The sequence below is a fragment of the Oscillibacter valericigenes genome, assembly GCF_021531435.1.
GTDB classification, from domain to species: domain Bacteria; phylum Bacillota; class Clostridia; order Oscillospirales; family Oscillospiraceae; genus Oscillibacter; species Oscillibacter valericigenes_B.
The window spans coordinates 57,720-73,037 of the sequence record NZ_JAFBIS010000002.1; the positions used below are offsets into that span (position 1 = coordinate 57,720).

Annotated in this window: 15 protein-coding genes and 1 riboswitch; of the genes, 10 read left to right on the forward strand and 5 right to left on the reverse strand. The window is 62.4% G+C overall.

The features are described 5' to 3' along the window. Nucleotides 1–46: 46 nt before the first annotated feature. From JQM68_RS01365 to JQM68_RS01385, 5 genes are all read right to left on the reverse strand, one after another. On the reverse strand, nucleotides 47–1,720 hold the full coding sequence (locus JQM68_RS01365; RefSeq protein ID WP_235221124.1) for a formate--tetrahydrofolate ligase: 1,674 nt from the start codon (nucleotides 1,718–1,720) through the stop codon (nucleotides 47–49). Between the two features lie 208 nt (nucleotides 1,721–1,928). Continuing rightward, nucleotides 1,929–3,323 carry an asparagine--tRNA ligase gene (gene asnS, locus JQM68_RS01370; RefSeq protein ID WP_235221125.1) on the reverse strand — a complete coding sequence of 465 codons (1,395 nt, stop codon included), beginning with the start codon at nucleotides 3,321–3,323 and terminating at the stop codon, nucleotides 1,929–1,931. Nucleotides 3,324–3,447: 124 nt separating this feature from the next. Further along, complete coding sequence (locus tag JQM68_RS01375) at nucleotides 3,448–4,233, reverse strand: hypothetical protein (RefSeq protein WP_235221126.1); 786 nt, start codon at nucleotides 4,231–4,233, stop codon at nucleotides 3,448–3,450. A gap of 53 nt (nucleotides 4,234–4,286) precedes the next feature. Continuing rightward, nucleotides 4,287–5,117 (reverse strand): DUF3021 family protein, encoded by an 831-nt coding sequence (locus JQM68_RS01380; protein ID WP_235221127.1) that lies wholly within the window; start codon nucleotides 5,115–5,117, stop codon nucleotides 4,287–4,289. Further along, entirely contained in the window at nucleotides 5,114–5,554 is a 441-nt protein-coding gene (locus JQM68_RS01385) for a LytTR family DNA-binding domain-containing protein (protein ID WP_235221128.1), read from the reverse strand. Before JQM68_RS01385 ends, JQM68_RS01380 begins: the two co-directional genes overlap by 4 nt. 186 nt (nucleotides 5,555–5,740) lie before the next feature. Between JQM68_RS01385 and JQM68_RS01390 the strand changes: the two genes are divergently transcribed. The 10 genes from JQM68_RS01390 (at nucleotide 5,741) to JQM68_RS01435 (ending at nucleotide 15,296) form a co-directional block, all read left to right on the forward strand. Then, the gene (locus tag JQM68_RS01390; protein WP_235221129.1) at nucleotides 5,741–6,823 is read left to right on the forward strand and encodes a PfkB family carbohydrate kinase; all 1,083 of its coding nucleotides are present in this window, start codon (nucleotides 5,741–5,743) and stop codon (nucleotides 6,821–6,823) included. Between the two features lie 44 nt (nucleotides 6,824–6,867). Then, the gene (locus JQM68_RS01395) at nucleotides 6,868–7,392 is read left to right on the forward strand and encodes a YgjV family protein (RefSeq protein WP_235221130.1); all 525 of its coding nucleotides are present in this window, start codon (nucleotides 6,868–6,870) and stop codon (nucleotides 7,390–7,392) included. Between the two features lie 14 nt (nucleotides 7,393–7,406). Then, nucleotides 7,407–8,330: a pseudouridine-5'-phosphate glycosidase gene (locus JQM68_RS01400; protein ID WP_235221131.1), complete on the forward strand. Its 924-nt coding sequence runs from the start codon at nucleotides 7,407–7,409 to the stop codon at nucleotides 8,328–8,330. A 62-nt stretch (nucleotides 8,331–8,392) separates the two neighbouring features. Beyond that, nucleotides 8,393–8,752: a DUF1294 domain-containing protein gene (locus JQM68_RS01405; RefSeq protein WP_235221132.1), complete on the forward strand. Its 360-nt coding sequence runs from the start codon at nucleotides 8,393–8,395 to the stop codon at nucleotides 8,750–8,752. A gap of 12 nt (nucleotides 8,753–8,764) precedes the next feature. Continuing rightward, a complete protein-coding gene (locus JQM68_RS01410) occupies nucleotides 8,765–9,559 on the forward strand; it encodes a ZIP family metal transporter (protein ID WP_235221133.1) in 795 nt (264 codons plus the stop codon). 14 nt (nucleotides 9,560–9,573) lie between these two features. Continuing rightward, complete coding sequence (locus JQM68_RS01415; RefSeq protein ID WP_235221134.1) at nucleotides 9,574–10,851, forward strand: L-cysteine desulfidase family protein; 1,278 nt, start codon at nucleotides 9,574–9,576, stop codon at nucleotides 10,849–10,851. 195 nt (nucleotides 10,852–11,046) lie between these two features. Then, nucleotides 11,047–11,859, forward strand: a complete 813-nt coding sequence (locus JQM68_RS01420) for an MgtC/SapB family protein (protein ID WP_235221135.1) — start codon at nucleotides 11,047–11,049, stop codon at nucleotides 11,857–11,859. Between the two features lie 14 nt (nucleotides 11,860–11,873). Further along, nucleotides 11,874–12,566: an MgtC/SapB family protein gene (locus JQM68_RS01425; RefSeq protein WP_235221136.1), complete on the forward strand. Its 693-nt coding sequence runs from the start codon at nucleotides 11,874–11,876 to the stop codon at nucleotides 12,564–12,566. 27 nt (nucleotides 12,567–12,593) lie between these two features. Further along, nucleotides 12,594–13,475 (forward strand): PfkB family carbohydrate kinase, encoded by an 882-nt coding sequence (locus JQM68_RS01430; protein WP_235221137.1) that lies wholly within the window; start codon nucleotides 12,594–12,596, stop codon nucleotides 13,473–13,475. A 235-nt stretch (nucleotides 13,476–13,710) separates the two neighbouring features. Then, a riboswitch (glycine riboswitch) is annotated at nucleotides 13,711–13,803 on the forward strand. A gap of 95 nt (nucleotides 13,804–13,898) precedes the next feature. After that, on the forward strand, nucleotides 13,899–15,296 hold the full coding sequence (locus JQM68_RS01435) for an alanine/glycine:cation symporter family protein (RefSeq protein WP_235221138.1): 1,398 nt from the start codon (nucleotides 13,899–13,901) through the stop codon (nucleotides 15,294–15,296). Nucleotides 15,297–15,318 lie beyond the last annotated feature (22 nt).

Genomic DNA, 15,318 nt, shown 5'->3' on the forward strand with positions numbered 1-15,318 from the left:
CGCTCCGCTGCGGAGCGTCCTCTTTTTGTGAGATGGATGGAAAGTATCAGAACAATCCGGTGATTTTGCCGTTCTCGTCCACGTCGATCTTCTCGGCGGCAGGCACCTTGGGCAAGCCCGGCATCGTCATAATGTCGCCGGTCAGGGCCACCAGGAACCCGGCGCCGGCGGAGACCTTCAGGTTCCGCACCGTAATGGTGAAGTCCCGGGGGGCGCCCAGCTTGGCCGCGTCGTCGGAGAAGGAATACTGGGTCTTCGCCATGCAGATAGGCAGCTTGTCGAAGCCCAGGGCCTCCAGCTCCTTCATCTGCTTCCGGGCACCTGCGGTCAGCTCTACGCCGTTGGCGTGGTAGACCTTCCGGGCGATGTCGTTCAGCTTCTGCTCAATGCTGTCTTCGGTGTCGTAGGCAAAGCGGAAGTCGTTGGGTTGCTCGCACAGGCGGACGACCTCCTCGGCCAGAGCGATACCGCCCTCGCCGCCCTTGGCCCAGACTTCGCTGAGGGCCACGTTGACGCCCAGTTCCTTGCACTTGTCCTCCACCAGTTTCAGCTCGGCGGCGGTGTCGGTGGGGAAGGCGTTGATGGCCACCACGCAGGGCAGGCCGAACACCTTGGTGATGTTCTCCACATGCTGCAGCAGGTTGGGCAGGCCCTTTTCCAGAGCGGGCAGGTTCTCCTCGTTCAGCTCCGCCTTGGGTACGCCGCCGTGGTTTTTCAGCGCCCGGACGGTGGCGACCACCACCACGGCGGAGGGCTTGAGGCCCGCCAGACGGCACTTGATGTCCAGGAACTTTTCGGCGCCCAGGTCCGCACCGAAGCCGGCCTCGGTGACGGCGTAGTCCGCCAGCCGCATGGCCATCCTGGTGGCCATGACGGAGTTGCAGCCGTGGGCGATGTTGGCGAAGGGACCGCCGTGGATGAAGGCGGGGGTGCCTTCCAGGGTCTGGACCAGGTTGGGCTTCAGAGCATCTTTCAGCAGGGCGGCCATGGCGCCCTCGGCCTTCAGGTCGTGAGCGGTGACGGGCTTGCCGTCGTAGGTGTAGGCCACCACCATGCGGCCCAGCCGGGCCTTCAGGTCGGGAATGTCGGCGGAGAGGCACAGCACTGCCATAATTTCGGAGGCCACGGTGATGTCGAAGCCGTCCTCCCGGGGCACGCCCTGCATCCGGCCGCCCAGACCGTCCACGATGTTGCGGAGCTGGCGGTCGTTCATGTCCACGCACCGCTTCCAGGTGATGCGCTTGACGTCGATACCCAGGGCGTTGCCCTGCTGGATGTGGTTGTCCAGCATGGCGGCGCACAGGTTGTTGGCGGCGCCGATGGCGTGGAAGTCGCCGGTGAAGTGGAGGTTGATGTCCTCCATGGGCACCACCTGGGCGTAGCCGCCGCCGGCGGCGCCGCCCTTGACACCGAACACGGGGCCCAGGGAGGGCTCCCGCAGGGCTACCAGGGTGTTCTTGCCCAAGCGCCGCATGGCGTCGGCCAGACCCACGGTGGTAGTGGTCTTGCCCTCGCCGGCGGGGGTGGGATTGATGGCGGTGACCAGGATCAGCTTGCCGTCGGGACGCTTGCTCTCCCGCAGCAGGCGGTAGTCCACCTTGGCTTTGTAGTTGCCGTACAGCTCCAGGTACTGGCTGTCCACTCCGGCGGTCTCGGCAATCTCGGTGATGGGCTTCATGGCGCAGGACTGGGCGATCTCAATATCAGACAGAATCTTCATGCAGCGGCCTCCGTATATCTTGAAATATCAAAAAATAGGTACTACTTTTGCGTGCCTGAAAAATATACCACGAAATTTAAAGAAATGGAAGAGTCTTTTCAAAAGAAGTGCAGATATATTTTTACAACTTTAATATAAGAAATACTAATGTCCGGACAAATAAGAGTGCCTGGTCCACACTGGACCAGGCACTGTTTTGATTGAACGATCAGAATTCCGCGTTGCCGACAGTTCTCGGATGGGGCAGGACGTCCCGGATGTTGGACACGCCGGTGAGGTACATGACCAGGCGCTCGAAGCCCAAACCGAAGCCCGCGTGCTTGCAGGAGCCGTAGCGCCGCAGGTCGCAGTACCACCAGTAGTCCTCGGGCTTCATGCCCAGCTCGGCAATGCGGCCCTCCAGCAGCTCCAGCCGCTCCTCACGCTGGCTGCCGCCGATGATCTCGCCGATGCCGGGGACCAGGCAGTCCGCGGCGGCCACGGTCTTGCCGTCGTCATTCATGCGCATGTAGAAGGCCTTGATCTCCTTGGGGTAGTCGGTGACGAACACGGGCTTCTTGTACACCTGCTCGGTGAGATACCGCTCATGCTCGGTCTGGAGGTCGCAGCCCCAGAACACCTTGTAGTCGAACTTGTCGTTGTTCTTCTCCAGGATCTCCACGGCCTCGGTGTAGCTCACCCGGCCGAAGTCGGAAGAAGCAACGTGTTCCAGACGCTCGATGAGGCCCTTGTCCACAAAGCTGTTGAAGAAGGCCAGCTCGTCGGGGCACTTGGCCATGACTTCCTTGATGACGAACTTGATCATGGCCTCGGCCACATCCATGTCGCCCTTCAGGTCGGTGAAGGCCATCTCCGGCTCGATCATCCAGAACTCGGCGGCGTGGCGCTGGGTATTGGAATTCTCCGCCCGGAAGGTGGGGCCGAAGGTGTACACGTCGCCGAAGGCCATGGCGAAGTTCTCGGCGTTGAGCTGGCCGGAGACCGTCAGGTTGGCGGGCTTGCCGAAGAAGTCCTGGGTGTAGTCGATGGTGCCGTCCTCGTTGCGGGGCGGATTCTCGGGGTCCAGGGTGGTGACCCGGAACATCTCACCGGCGCCCTCGCAGTCGCTGGCGGTGATGATGGGGGTGTGGACGTAGACGAAGCCCCGCTCCTGGAAGAACTGGTGGATGGCGTAGGCCGCCACGCTCCGCACCCGGAAGGTGGCGGAGAACAGGTTCGTCCGGGGACGCAGGTGCTGGATGGTCCGCAGGAACTCCACGCTGTGGCGCTTCTTCTGCAGGGGATAGTCAGGAGAGGAGGTGCCCTCCACTTCGATTTTACTGGCTTTCACCTCCAGAGGCTGCTTGGCATCGGGGGTCAGCACCACGGTGCCGGTGACGATGAGGGCCGCGCCCACGTTCTGGGCAGCGATGTCCTTGTAATTCTCCAAAGAGCCGGCCTCCATGACCACCTGGAGGTTCTTGAAGCAGGAGCCGTCGTTCAGCTCAATGAAGCCGAAGTTCTTCATGTCCCGGATGGTGCGGGCCCAGCCGCCCACGGTGACCTCCTTGCCGGACAGGGTCTCCTGGTCGGCAAAGATCGCTGCGATTTTCGTATAACTCATTGAAATTCACCCGTTTTCTTGTTTTTGGTGGGATCATCACACAATAATGAGGTATTGTACTCCATTCCCGCCGATTTTACAAGAGGAAACGAAAGATTTTGACAGCCGCCCCGCTGCGCCTGCCTCACGAAATGGCCTCGCTGCCCACACTGTATCCGTCCCAATGGCCGTCGGCGGACTGGACGGAGGTGCAGTCGCAGAAGAAGTAGGCCCCCAGGCCGGAGCGCCACTTCTCCGCGTCGAAGGTGACGGCCGCCATGCCCTCCGGCATGAAATACACCGGCTCCTCCTTCTCCGTGATGGTAAACAGGATGCCGTCCTCCCAGTACAGGTTTTCCCGGTCGATGTAGCCCTGATCCGCCAACTCCTCCCAGGTGCCGGTGACCAGCTCGCCGCCGTGACGCCCGGCAAAAGCCCAGGCCACGGCGGAGCGCTCGCTTTCGGACAAACTTGTCTCCGACAGGTCCACGCCGATATAGGTCAGCTCACCGTTCAACCCGGAGTCCACTTCCCACAGGTCCTCCAGGACCTGCAAATACAGGGCGCAGCGGTCGTCAAAGCCGTCCTCCGCAGTCTTCACGGCGGTGACGCCGCCAAGCTGGGCGGGCCAGGTCTCCAGGATGGTGCCGTCGTAGGTGACTTCCACCAGCGTTCCGGCAGCCGGATTCGCGGCGTCCTCCAGGGTCAGGATGTAGATATTCGGGTCGCCGTCCGTACCCGCCAGCAGGAGCGAACCGTCGTTGGAGACCACCCGGCAGACAGCTGTGACCGACACGGGTTGGGCGCTTTCGCCACCGGTCTGCTGCTCATTGGAGGGCGTACCGCCGGATACGGGGCTGCCGCCGGCCGCACAGGACGCCAACAGGCAGACGCAGAAATAAAGCGCCAGAAACAAAGACCATTTTTTCACGGAAAACCGCCTCCTTTATCCGCTTAGTCGGAAAAGGAGGCGGTTTGGTTCCATTATTTTCTGCTTTTTTTCCAAAGGGCGCCGAAGAGCCCGCCCGTCAGGGCGGCGATGGCCGAGACCCAGACCTGAAACAGGGCGCTGGCGTTGTACAGCAGGAACACGCAGGGCAGGGTCAGCAGGGCGCAGAGAACGGGATAGACCAGCCACAGCCGGCGGCACCGCTTTGCCAGAGACCAACTGCTGAAAAAGCAGAACAGAGGCAGGATGAGAAAGGGGTAGAAGATGCCGGTCAGCACCGGTACGTCCCGGGCATCCAGCAGCCGCAGCAGCCAGGGGAGAAGCAGCTCCACTGCCGCCGCAAGAAGGGCGTAGGGCGCGGCCTTCCGACAGTCGGGCTGCTCCGGCTCCTCCGGCAGACCCACGCCTTTTCGGATGGCCCGGACGTCCTGCCGCCAGCCCACATACCGCACCGCCCACATCAGCAGATAGCACAGCAGGAGCAGCCCCAGCAGGCACAGCCAGGTCTCCCGGTAGGGGAACCATCGGCACTGCCAGCCCGCCAGGGAGAAGACCGCCGCCGTCAGCAGAAAGTGGACGCCGGACCAGAGCGCCGTCCGCCGTTCCAGGCGGAAGGGCACCTCCGCCGTTTCCAGCACCGCCCCCAGCAGGCCGGACCAGAAAAACTGCACCAGCGCCGCTGTAATGGGGCTGCCCCAGCGCTCCGCCATGGCCGCTGTCACAACGGGAACGGCAGTTCCCTCCGGCGCCGGGAAACCGAACAGGCCGCCCAGCAGAAACACCAGGTATACAAGCGCCGCGCCAAAGGGAAAGCCGATGGCGGCCCGGCGGACCAGTTCCCGGGAAATTTCCCCGCGCTCCGTCATAAGCCCAGCACCTCCTTGATTTTCTTCACATACCGCCGGGAGACATAGACCGTCACGCCCCCGGTGAGGGTCATGCGGATGGTGCCTGTCAGACGCAGGTCCAGAGCCGTCACCCGCTTCAGATTCACGATCTCCGAGTGAGAGACCCGGGCAAAGGGACGGCCCGCCAGCCGCCGCTCCAGCTCATAGAGCCGCTCCCGGACGGTGTAAACGCTGCCAGCGGTCTGCACCCGGACGTCCTTGTCCTCGCCGTAAAAGCGGAGAACAGTATCCAGGTCCAGGGGAACGGCGGTGCCGTCTTCCCGGAAACCCAGCAGAGGCGTGTCTGCCGCTGCCAGACGGCCCAGCAGGGCATCTACTTCCGGCGTTTGGGCCGGGGCGCGGACGGTCACAGTCACCTCCGGCAGCGCCGGGTCGATCTGCAGCTCCAGCTTCACGGACGTCCCTCCCTCCATGTTTCTGCATTCAGTATAGCGGAGAAAGATGCCGCCGTCCAGCGGAACGGGACAGACGGTAACATAGATGGGATAAACGGCAAAATAACCGTTGACATTGGCATGGAATCTGATATTATAAACAATAGATTAGACAAGCAAACTTTTGCTTAGAACGGAGGCAGGGCCATGACCCAGCGGGAACGGCAGCTTTTGAACTGGATCGAGGAAAATCCCCTCATCTCCCAGCAGGAGTTGGCGGATAAGGCGGGCATCACCCGGTCCTCCGTGGCGGTGCACATCTCCAACCTGATGAAAAAGGGCTACATCACCGGCAAGGGCTACATCGTCCACACCGCGCCTTACGTGACCGTGGTGGGGGGCGTGAATGTGGACATCGGCGGGCAGCCCGCCGGGGCGCTGGTGCCCCAGGACTCCAACCCCGGCACCGTGGGCATGAGTCTCGGCGGCGTGGGGCGGAACATTGCCCACAACATGAGCCTGCTGGGGCTGGATGTGCGGATGGTGACGGCCTTCGGCGACGATCTGAACGCCCAGAAGATCGCCGCCAGCTGCGGGGAGCTTGGCATCGACATCTCCCGGTCTCCCATTATCCCCGGCGGGCGGACCAGCACCTACCTTTTTATCAATGACGAGAAGGGCGACATGGTGCTGGCCGTCAGCGACATGGATATCTACCGCCACCTGACGCCGCAAGTGCTCTCCCAGCGGCAGAAGCTGCTCTGCGGCAGCCAGGTGGTGGTCATCGACACCAACATCCCCGCGGAGAGCATCGCGTGGCTGGCGGAGAACTGCCCGGTGCCCATTTTTGCCGACCCGGTGTCCACCGCCAAGGCGGTGAAGCTGAAGCCGGTGCTGGGAAAACTCCACACCATCAAGCCCAACCGCATTGAGGCGGAGCTGCTGTCCGGCGTGGCCATCACGGACGAGGAGAGCCTGCACAAAGCCGCCGACGCCCTGCTTGATACCGGCCTCCACCGGGTGTTCATCTCCCTTGGCAGCGGCGGTGTGTTTGCCGCCGACCGCTCCGGAGGACGGCTCCGCCTGCCGGTGCTGCCTGCCGACATGGTCAACACCACCGGCTGCGGCGACGCTTTCATGGCTGCCATCGCCTGGGCCTACCTCCAGGGCACGGACCTGGAGGACACCGCCAAAGCGGGCCTTGCCGCCAGCGCCATCGCCATAGAGAGCGGCGAGACCATCAATCCCTCTATGAGCGCCGAGGCCCTGCGGAAGCGGGCCGGCCTTTGATGCGGCGCGGCAATTTTTAAAATTTGTAAAAGAGGTTTCCATTTATGTCCGTTCCTTTTTGGCTCATCCAGCTCATCGGCCTGACGGGTTCCGTCATTGCCATCACAGCGCTGCAAAGCGGCAGCCGGAAGAAGATCCTGTCCCTTCAGGTGCTGTGCTGTGTGCTGTGGGTCGTCCATTACAGCCTGCTGGGGGCCTGGACCGGCGCGCTCATCAACTGCCTGGGCCTGGGCCGGGCCGTGGTCTGCTCCTACAATGACCGCAGGTGGGCGAAAAGCCCCCTGTGGCTGGCGTTCTTCCTGGTGTGCTACGCCGTGTCCCCGCTGCTGACCTGGGACGGCCCCTACTGCTTGCTGCTGGGCGGCGCCATGATGCTGACCACCGTGGCCCTGTGGGTCCACGACATGCGGCTGACCCGGCTGCTGTTCCTGCTGAATTCTCCCCTGGTGCTGCTGTATAACCTGATCGCCCAGTCCTATTCCTGCGCCGCCATCGAAGTAGTGGCCCTGGCATCCTTCGCCCTGGCCGTCTGGCGGTTTGATATTCGTAAACGACCCTGTAAAACTTAATGGAGGTATCATATATGAATCGCTATCTGGATATTGCCCCTGAAGTGCAGCAGGCCCTGGCCGAGGGCCGCCCAGTGGTGGCCTTGGAGTCCACCATCATCTCCCACGGCATGCCCTATCCCCAGAACGTGGAGACCGCGCTGAACGTGGAGAAGATCATCCGCGAGAACGGCGCGGTGCCCGCCACCATCGCCGTTATCAAGGGCCGCCTGAAGGCGGGATTGTCCCCGGAGGAGATCGACTACCTGGGCAAGACCGGCACCGCTGTTGCCAAGGCCAGCCGCCGGGACCTGCCCGTGCTGGTGGCCGAGGGGAAGGACGGCGCCACCACCGTCACCACCACCATGATCATTGCCCACATGGCGGGCATCCAGGTCTTTGCCACCGGCGGCATCGGCGGCGTCCACCGGGGCGCCCAGCAGACCTTTGACATCTCCGCCGACCTGGAGGAGCTGGCCCACACCCCCGTCATGGTGGTCTGCGCCGGCGCCAAGTCCATCCTGGACCTGGGGCTGACACTGGAGTATCTGGAGACCCACGGCGTGCCCGTCATCGGCTACGGCACCGAGGAGCTGCCCGCCTTCTACACCCGGAAGTCCGGCTTCAAGGTGGACTATCGCATCGACACCCCTGCTGACCTGGCGAAGGCGTTCTTCGTCAAGCAGGATATGGGCCTGGGCGGTGGTATGCTGGTGACGAATCCCATCCCCGAGGAGTTCTCTATGGATGCGGACGTCATCAACAAGGCCATCGACGAGGCCGTGGCCGAGGCGGGGCGCCTGGGCATCCACGGCAAGGAGACCACGCCCTTCCTGCTGGCGAAGATCAAGGACCTGACCGGCGGCGACTCCCTGGCCTCCAACATCCAACTGGTGTACAACAATGCCCGCCTGGCTGCCCGGACCGCCGGCGAGCTGTGCAAGCTTGCCAAGGGCTGAGAAATATGGTAAAATGAACTGGACGGAAGAGACCGTCCAGTTCATTTTTTCGGAGGCTGCGAATGGACAAAATAGTTTACCGGCCGGAGGCCACCACAGCCACGCTGTTTGCTGTGGTGGGAAACCCCTGGGCGCTGCTGGGCTGTTATCTGCTGGTGATCAATCTCATCACCTTTTTCATATTTGGCCTGGACAAGTGGAAGGCAAAATACAAGGAGACCCACGAAAAGACCCGGCGGGTGCCGGAGAAGACGCTGTTTCTGCTCTCCGCCCTGGGCGGCAGCGTGGGCGCGCTGCTGGGAATGCGGGTGTGGCACCACAAGACGCTGCACAAGAGCTTCCGCTTCGGCATTCCGGCAATTTTGGCATTGCAGATCATCATTCCGGCGGGGCTGTGGCTGTACTGGAATGTGATCCGGTGAGGAGGAACAAAAATGCTGCAGCGTGAACTGCTTTACGCCGCCCTGGGTACCGGCTTTACCTGTCTTGCTACGGTGCTGGGCGCGGGGATGGTGTTCTTTTTTAAAAAGGACATGTCCCATACCATGCAGAAGGTGTTTCTGGGCTTCGCGGCAGGCGTCATGATCGCCGCGTCGGTGTGGTCGCTGCTGATCCCCGCCATGGACATGGCGGAGAGCCGGGGACAGAACGTGCTGCTGCCGGTGGGCGGCGGCTTCCTGCTGGGTGGATTGTTTCTCATGGCGCTGGACCGCCTGCTGCCCCACCTGCACATCGGCAGCGACGAGGCGGAGGGCCTGCCCGCCCACTGGAAGCGGACCACCATGATCGTGCTGGCCGTGACCCTCCACAATATTCCGGAGGGCATGGCGGTGGGTCTCAGCTTTTCCGTGGCGGCCCAGGATACCGCCTCCGGCGCCCTGGCGGCGGCGCTGGCTCTTGCCATCGGCATGGGACTGCAGAACTTCCCGGAGGGCGCCGCCGTATCCCTGCCCATGCGCTCCCAGGGGGTGGACCGCTGGAAAGCCTTCGCCTGCGGCGCGGCCTCCGGCATCGTGGAGCCCATCTTCGGCCTGCTGACGGTGCTGGTGGCGGGCAGTATCACGGGCGTGATGCCCTGGGTGCTGGCCTTTGCCGCGGGCGCCATGATCTATGTAGTGGTAGAGGAGCTGATCCCCGAGGCGCAGCTGGGCGAGCATTCCCACACGGGCACCGTCAGCGTGATGCTGGGCTTTTTGGTGATGATGCTGCTGGACGTGGTACTGGGATGAAGGAGGAGAACGGAATGAACAAGACGCCCCATTATGACAGCTATGTGAAGATTTTGGAGGAAGAGCTGATCCCCGCCATGGGCTGTACGGAGCCCATTGCCATCGCTTTGGCGGCGGCCAAGGCCCGGATGGCGTTGGGCACTGTGCCGGAGCGCTGCCGGGTAGAGGTCAGCGGCAATATCATCAAGAATGTGAAGGCTGTGACGGTGCCCAATACCGGCGGGCTGAAGGGCATCGAGGCCGCGGCAGCCGCGGGCCTTGCCGCCGGACGGGCGGACCTGGAGCTGGAGGTGCTGTCCCAGGTAACGGCGGAGGACATCCAGGCCATGCACCGCCTGCTGGAGACCTGCGAGTTCCACGTGGTGCCCGCCGAGGGGGACCGGGTGTTCTATATCAACATCACCGTCATGGCGGGAGAGCACTCCGCCTGCTGCGAGATCGTGGATTTCCACACGAATATCACCCGCATCCAGAAGGACGAGAAGGTACTGTTCCAGGCTGATGCCGGTGACAGGGGCGGTGAGGAACAGACAGACCGCTCCGTGCTGTCCGTCAGGGAGATCATCGAATTTGCGGACTGCCTGGATGTGGCCGATGTGAAGGAGCTCCTGGACCGCCAGGTGGCGTACAACAGCGCCATTTCCGCCGAGGGACTGAAGGGCGGCTGGGGCGCCGAGGTGGGCAAGACCCTCCGGGGCCTGTACGGGGACGATGTGGCTGTCCGGGCCAAGGCCGCTGCCGCCGCCGGGTCCGACGCCCGGATGAGCGGCTGCGAGATGCCTGTTGTGATCGTCTCCGGCAGCGGCAACCAGGGCATGACCACCTCTCTGCCCGTCATCGAGTACGCACGGGACATGGGCGCCTCCGAGGAGGAGCTGTACCGGGCGCTGGCGGTGGCTGATCTGGTGACCATCCACCAGAAGACCGGCATCGGGCGGCTGTCCGCCTTCTGCGGAGCCGTCAGCGCCGGCTGCGGCGCCGCCGCCGGCATCGCATACCTGCGGGGCGGACGGTACGACGTGGTGGCCCATACCATCGCCAACACGCTGGCCATCTGCTCCGGTATGATCTGTGACGGAGCCAAGCCCTCCTGCGCGGCGAAGATCGCCTCCGCCGTGGACGCGGGGCTGATGGGCTATTACATGTACGTCAACGGCGGCCATCAGTTTGTGGGCGGCGAGGGCATCATCCAGAAGGGCGTGGAAAATACCATCGGCAATGTGGGCCGCCTGGCCCGCCTTGGAATGCGGGGCACCGACGAGGAGATCCTGGACATCATGGTAGGTCATTGACCGGGAGCCGGCCGTTTTGGGCGGAGTGTGCAGAAAACCCCAGGATAATTGGGCAATACAGCCAAAAACGGCCGGATAATTCGGAAATAGATTGACAAAAACGCAAAAAGATGGTAAATGTAATAGGCAATAAGAAAGGCGTGAGTGGGGGAGCGCAAACGTTTGCTGACGCGCCTCTGAGGGAAGCAGAGAATTATGATACGGAGGAAGAAGCGGCGAAACGCCGGTTCTTCCTCCCGACTTTATCATGGGGCGGTGCCCCTGGCGAGGGAGGAACTTTTTTTGATCGAGGCGTTGGACTGTCTGCGGGGGTTGAATACGGGCGCCGTGCTGCTGCGCCTGGTGCTGGCCATGCTGTTCGGCGGCATGATCGGCCTGGAGCGGGGCAGAAAGGGCCGGGCGGCAGGTTTCCGCACGTATATGCTGGTATGCCTGGGGGCGGCGCTGACCATGCTGCTGAGCCAGTATGAGTACTACATGATCACCCATGACTGGGCAGAGCTGGCGGCGGAGATCGGCCTGCGGACGGATGTGAGCCGGTTCGGTGCCCAGGTGGTCAACGGCATTGGTTTTCTGGGCGCAGGTACCATCATTGTGACCGGACACCAGGAGGTCAAGGGCATGACCACCGCGGCGGGACTGTGGGCCTCCGCCTGCACGGGCCTGGCCATCGGCGCCGGGTTCTATGAGTGTGTGCTGCTGGCCTTCTTGCTCATCTCCTTAGTCATCCGGGTGCTGCCCCATGTGGAGAACTACATCGTGGAAAATGCCCGGAACATGAATATCTATGTGGAGTTCAACTCCCTGGACGATGTGGGAGATATTCTGAACCGCATCAAATCCCAGGATGTGCAGATCTACGATGTGGAGATCGACCATGGCCGGGAGGAGAAATCCCGGCACCCCAGCGCGGTGTTCTCCATCCATCTGAACCATAAGCAGATGCATACCCAGGTGCTGGCGGCTATCTCCGAGCTGGAATCCGTCCGCATCATTGATGAGATTTAAGGAGGTGGGGAAGCATGTTGTCCATGTTTGACGGGCTGCGGGATGTGACCATTGCGTCCGTCACCGTGCGGATGGTGCTGGCGGTGGTCTGCGGCGGCATCATCGGCATTGAACGGGAGTATAAGCGCCGCCCGGCGGGGTTCCGCACCCATATCCTGATCTGCCTGGGCGCGGCGATGACGACGCTGACCAGCCAGTTCCTCTACCTGAATATGCACTATTATACCGATATGGCCCGCCTGGGCGCCCAGGTGGTGGCGGGCATGGGCTTCATCGGTGCGGGCACCATCATCGTCACCCGCCGCCAGCGGGTGAAGGGCCTGACCACCGCGGCGGGCCTGTGGACCGCGGCCATCGTCGGCCTGGCGCTGGGCGGCGGCTTTTACGAGGGCGGTATTGCCGCCACAGGGCTGATTTTGCTGGCGGAGCTGCTGTTTTCCAAGCTGGAGTACCGGATGCTGGATAACGCGCCGGAGGTCAATCTGTTCATGGAGTACAGCGGCAAGCCCTGCCTGGAAAAAGTGCTGAAGCTCTACCGGGAGCGGGAGCTGAAAGTCATCAACATGGAGATCACCCGCTCCACGGAGAGCGAGACCCACAACGCCTGCGCCATCTTCACGCTGCGGCTGAACAGACGGTGCGGTGTGGAAAGGCTGCTGACGGAGATGAACGCCGTTCCCGGCGTCGTTTCCGTGGAAGAACTGTAACGCCTCGATCAGGAAGGAGAAAAAATCATGGGAAAGACATACGATGTGCTGGTCATCGGCCCGGTGTCCCTGGATCACAACATCGACTATCAGGGCAACGAGCGCAAGGAGCTGGGCGGCGCTGTGGTGGCCTCCGGCTTCGCGGCGGCCAAAAGCGGCAACAAGACGGCTCTGTTCACCAAGCTGAACCCCGCCGACGCCGACGTGGAGGCCCGGTTCAAGGACTCCGGCGCGGACCTTTTCTGGAAGGAATCCAGGGCCACCTGCTCCATCCGCAACCAGTATTTCACCGCCGACAAGGAGAAGCGTGCCTGCACCTCCATGGGCGTGTGCGACCCCTTCAAATTTGAGGAGCTGCCGGACATCGAGACGAAGATTTACCACTTCGCCGGACTGGTGTACGGCGACTTTGACGGCGCCCTGTTCGCCGAGGCCGCCAAGCACGGCAAGGTGGCGGTGGACGTCCAGTGTTTGCTGCGGCACGTGGAGGCGGATAAGACCATGGCCTTCCACGACTGGGCGGAGAAGATGGAATACCTTCCCTGCATCGACTACCTCAAGACCGACGCCGCCGAGGCGGAGATCATGACCGGCCTCACGGACCGGGCGGAGGCGGCCAAGCTGCTGCACAGCTGGGGCGCGAAGGAAGTGCTCATCACCCACAACACCGAGGTGCTGGCCTATGACGGCAAGGACGTCTACACCTGCCCCATCAAGGCCCGGAACCTGTCCGGCCGCACGGGACGGGGCGACACCACCTTTGCCGGCTACATCACCGAGCGCCAGCGGGCGTCTGTCCGTGATGCCCTCCAGTATTGCACCGCGCTGGTGTCACTGAAAATGGAGACGCCCGGCCCCTTCCAGGGCACTCGGCAGGATGTGCTGGACTATATCCGGGAGTTTTACTGATGATAAGGAGACCGTCCGCGGAGAACGTGGACGGTCTTTTTGTCCACAAAACACGAATACACGTCGCTGCGAGACGGACAAATTGGCGAAAAATGGTGTTGACAACCATGCGGGGGCGTGGTATGGTAATACCACAATTTAAAAAACGGCAAACGAAGTTCTTAGGGAAGCGGCGAAAGCCCGCCGAAGGAGTGAAACTCTCAGGCGCCCGGCGCACCGGGTGGGGACTAAGAATGGATGTGGCTCTGGAGAAGCCCGATGACGGGTACCGAAGGTGCAAGGCGGCGCGGCCGCTGAATCTCTCAGGTAAAAGGACAGAGTAGGGAAACGCGGATGGGAGCATCCGTGGGCTTCTGTGCTTTCTTTTCCGGGGCGGCTGGGTCACCAGCCGGCCCGTTTTATTTTGCAGGAGGGAAACAAATTATGTTCGCATCTGTGGAATCCGCGCTGCTTGACATCGTTGTCAACATCAACACGTACCTGTCCAACTACATCCTGGTGTTCCTGCTGGTGGCCGTCGGCCTCTGGTACTCCATCAAGACCCGCTTCGTCCAGATCCGCTGCTTCGGTGAGGGCATGAAGAAGGTGTTCGGCAACCTGACCCTGCGGGGCGGGAAGCAGGAGAGCGGTATGAGTTCCTTCCAGGCCCTGGCCACCGCCATCGCCGCCCAGGTGGGCACCGGCAACATCGTGGGCGCCTCCGGCGCCATCCTCACCGGCGGCCCCGGCGCCATCTTCTGGATGTGGATCATCGCCTTCTTCGGCATGGCCACCATCTATGCGGAGGCTACCCTGGCCCTCAAGACCCGGGTCGTGGACAAGGACGGCACCATCCACGGCGGCCCCGTCTACTACATCACCACCGCCTTCAAGGGCGCCTTCGGCAAGTTCCTGGCCGGCTTCTTCGCCGTCGCCATCATCCTGGCCCTGGGCTTCATGGGCTGCATGGTCCAGTCCAACTCCATCGGCTCTACCTTCCAGACCGCTTTTGGCATCCCCTCCTGGATCGTGGGCGCCGTGCTGGTCATCATCTGCGGCATCATCTTCCTGGGCGGCGTCCAGCGTCTGGCCTCCGTCACGGAGAAGATCGTCCCCGTCATGGCGGGCATCTTCCTGCTGGGCGGCCTAGTCATCCTCATTGCCCGCATCAAGTACATCCCCGCAACCTTCGGCATGATCTTCAAGTACGCCTTCCAGCCCCAGGCCATTATCGGCGGCAGCTTTGGCTATGCCATCAAGACCGCTGTCAGCCAGGGCGCCAAGCGCGGCCTGTTCTCCAATGAGGCCGGCATGGGCTCCACCCCCCACGCCCACGCCCAGGCCAATGTCGCCGACCCCCATGACCAGGGCGTCGTGGCCATGATCGGCGTGTTCATCGACACCTTCGTGGTGCTGACCCTGAACGCCTTGGTGATCATCTCCACCCTGTACACCTCCGACGGCATCCTGGCCTCCGGTGTCATCCCCGAGGGCATCGGCAAGGCTAACCTGGCCCAGACCGCCTTCGGCACCGTGTTCGGCTCTAATCTGGGCGCTATGTTCGTGGCCATCTGCCTGTTCTTCTTCGCCTTCTCCACCGTGCTGAGCTGGAACCTGTTCGGCAAGATCAACGTCATCTACTTGTTCGGCAAGAAGTCCGCCAAGATCTACTCCGTCATCGCCCTGGTGTTCATCTTCCTGGGCACGGTGATGAGCAACGACCTGGTGTGGGAGCTGACCGATATGTTCAACAACCTCATGGTCATCCCCAACGCCATCGCCCTGTTCGCCCTGACCGGCATGGTGGTGAAGTCCACCCACGGCGTCGGCGCCGGGAAATAAGCCAAACGCACCAAGCGGGCCT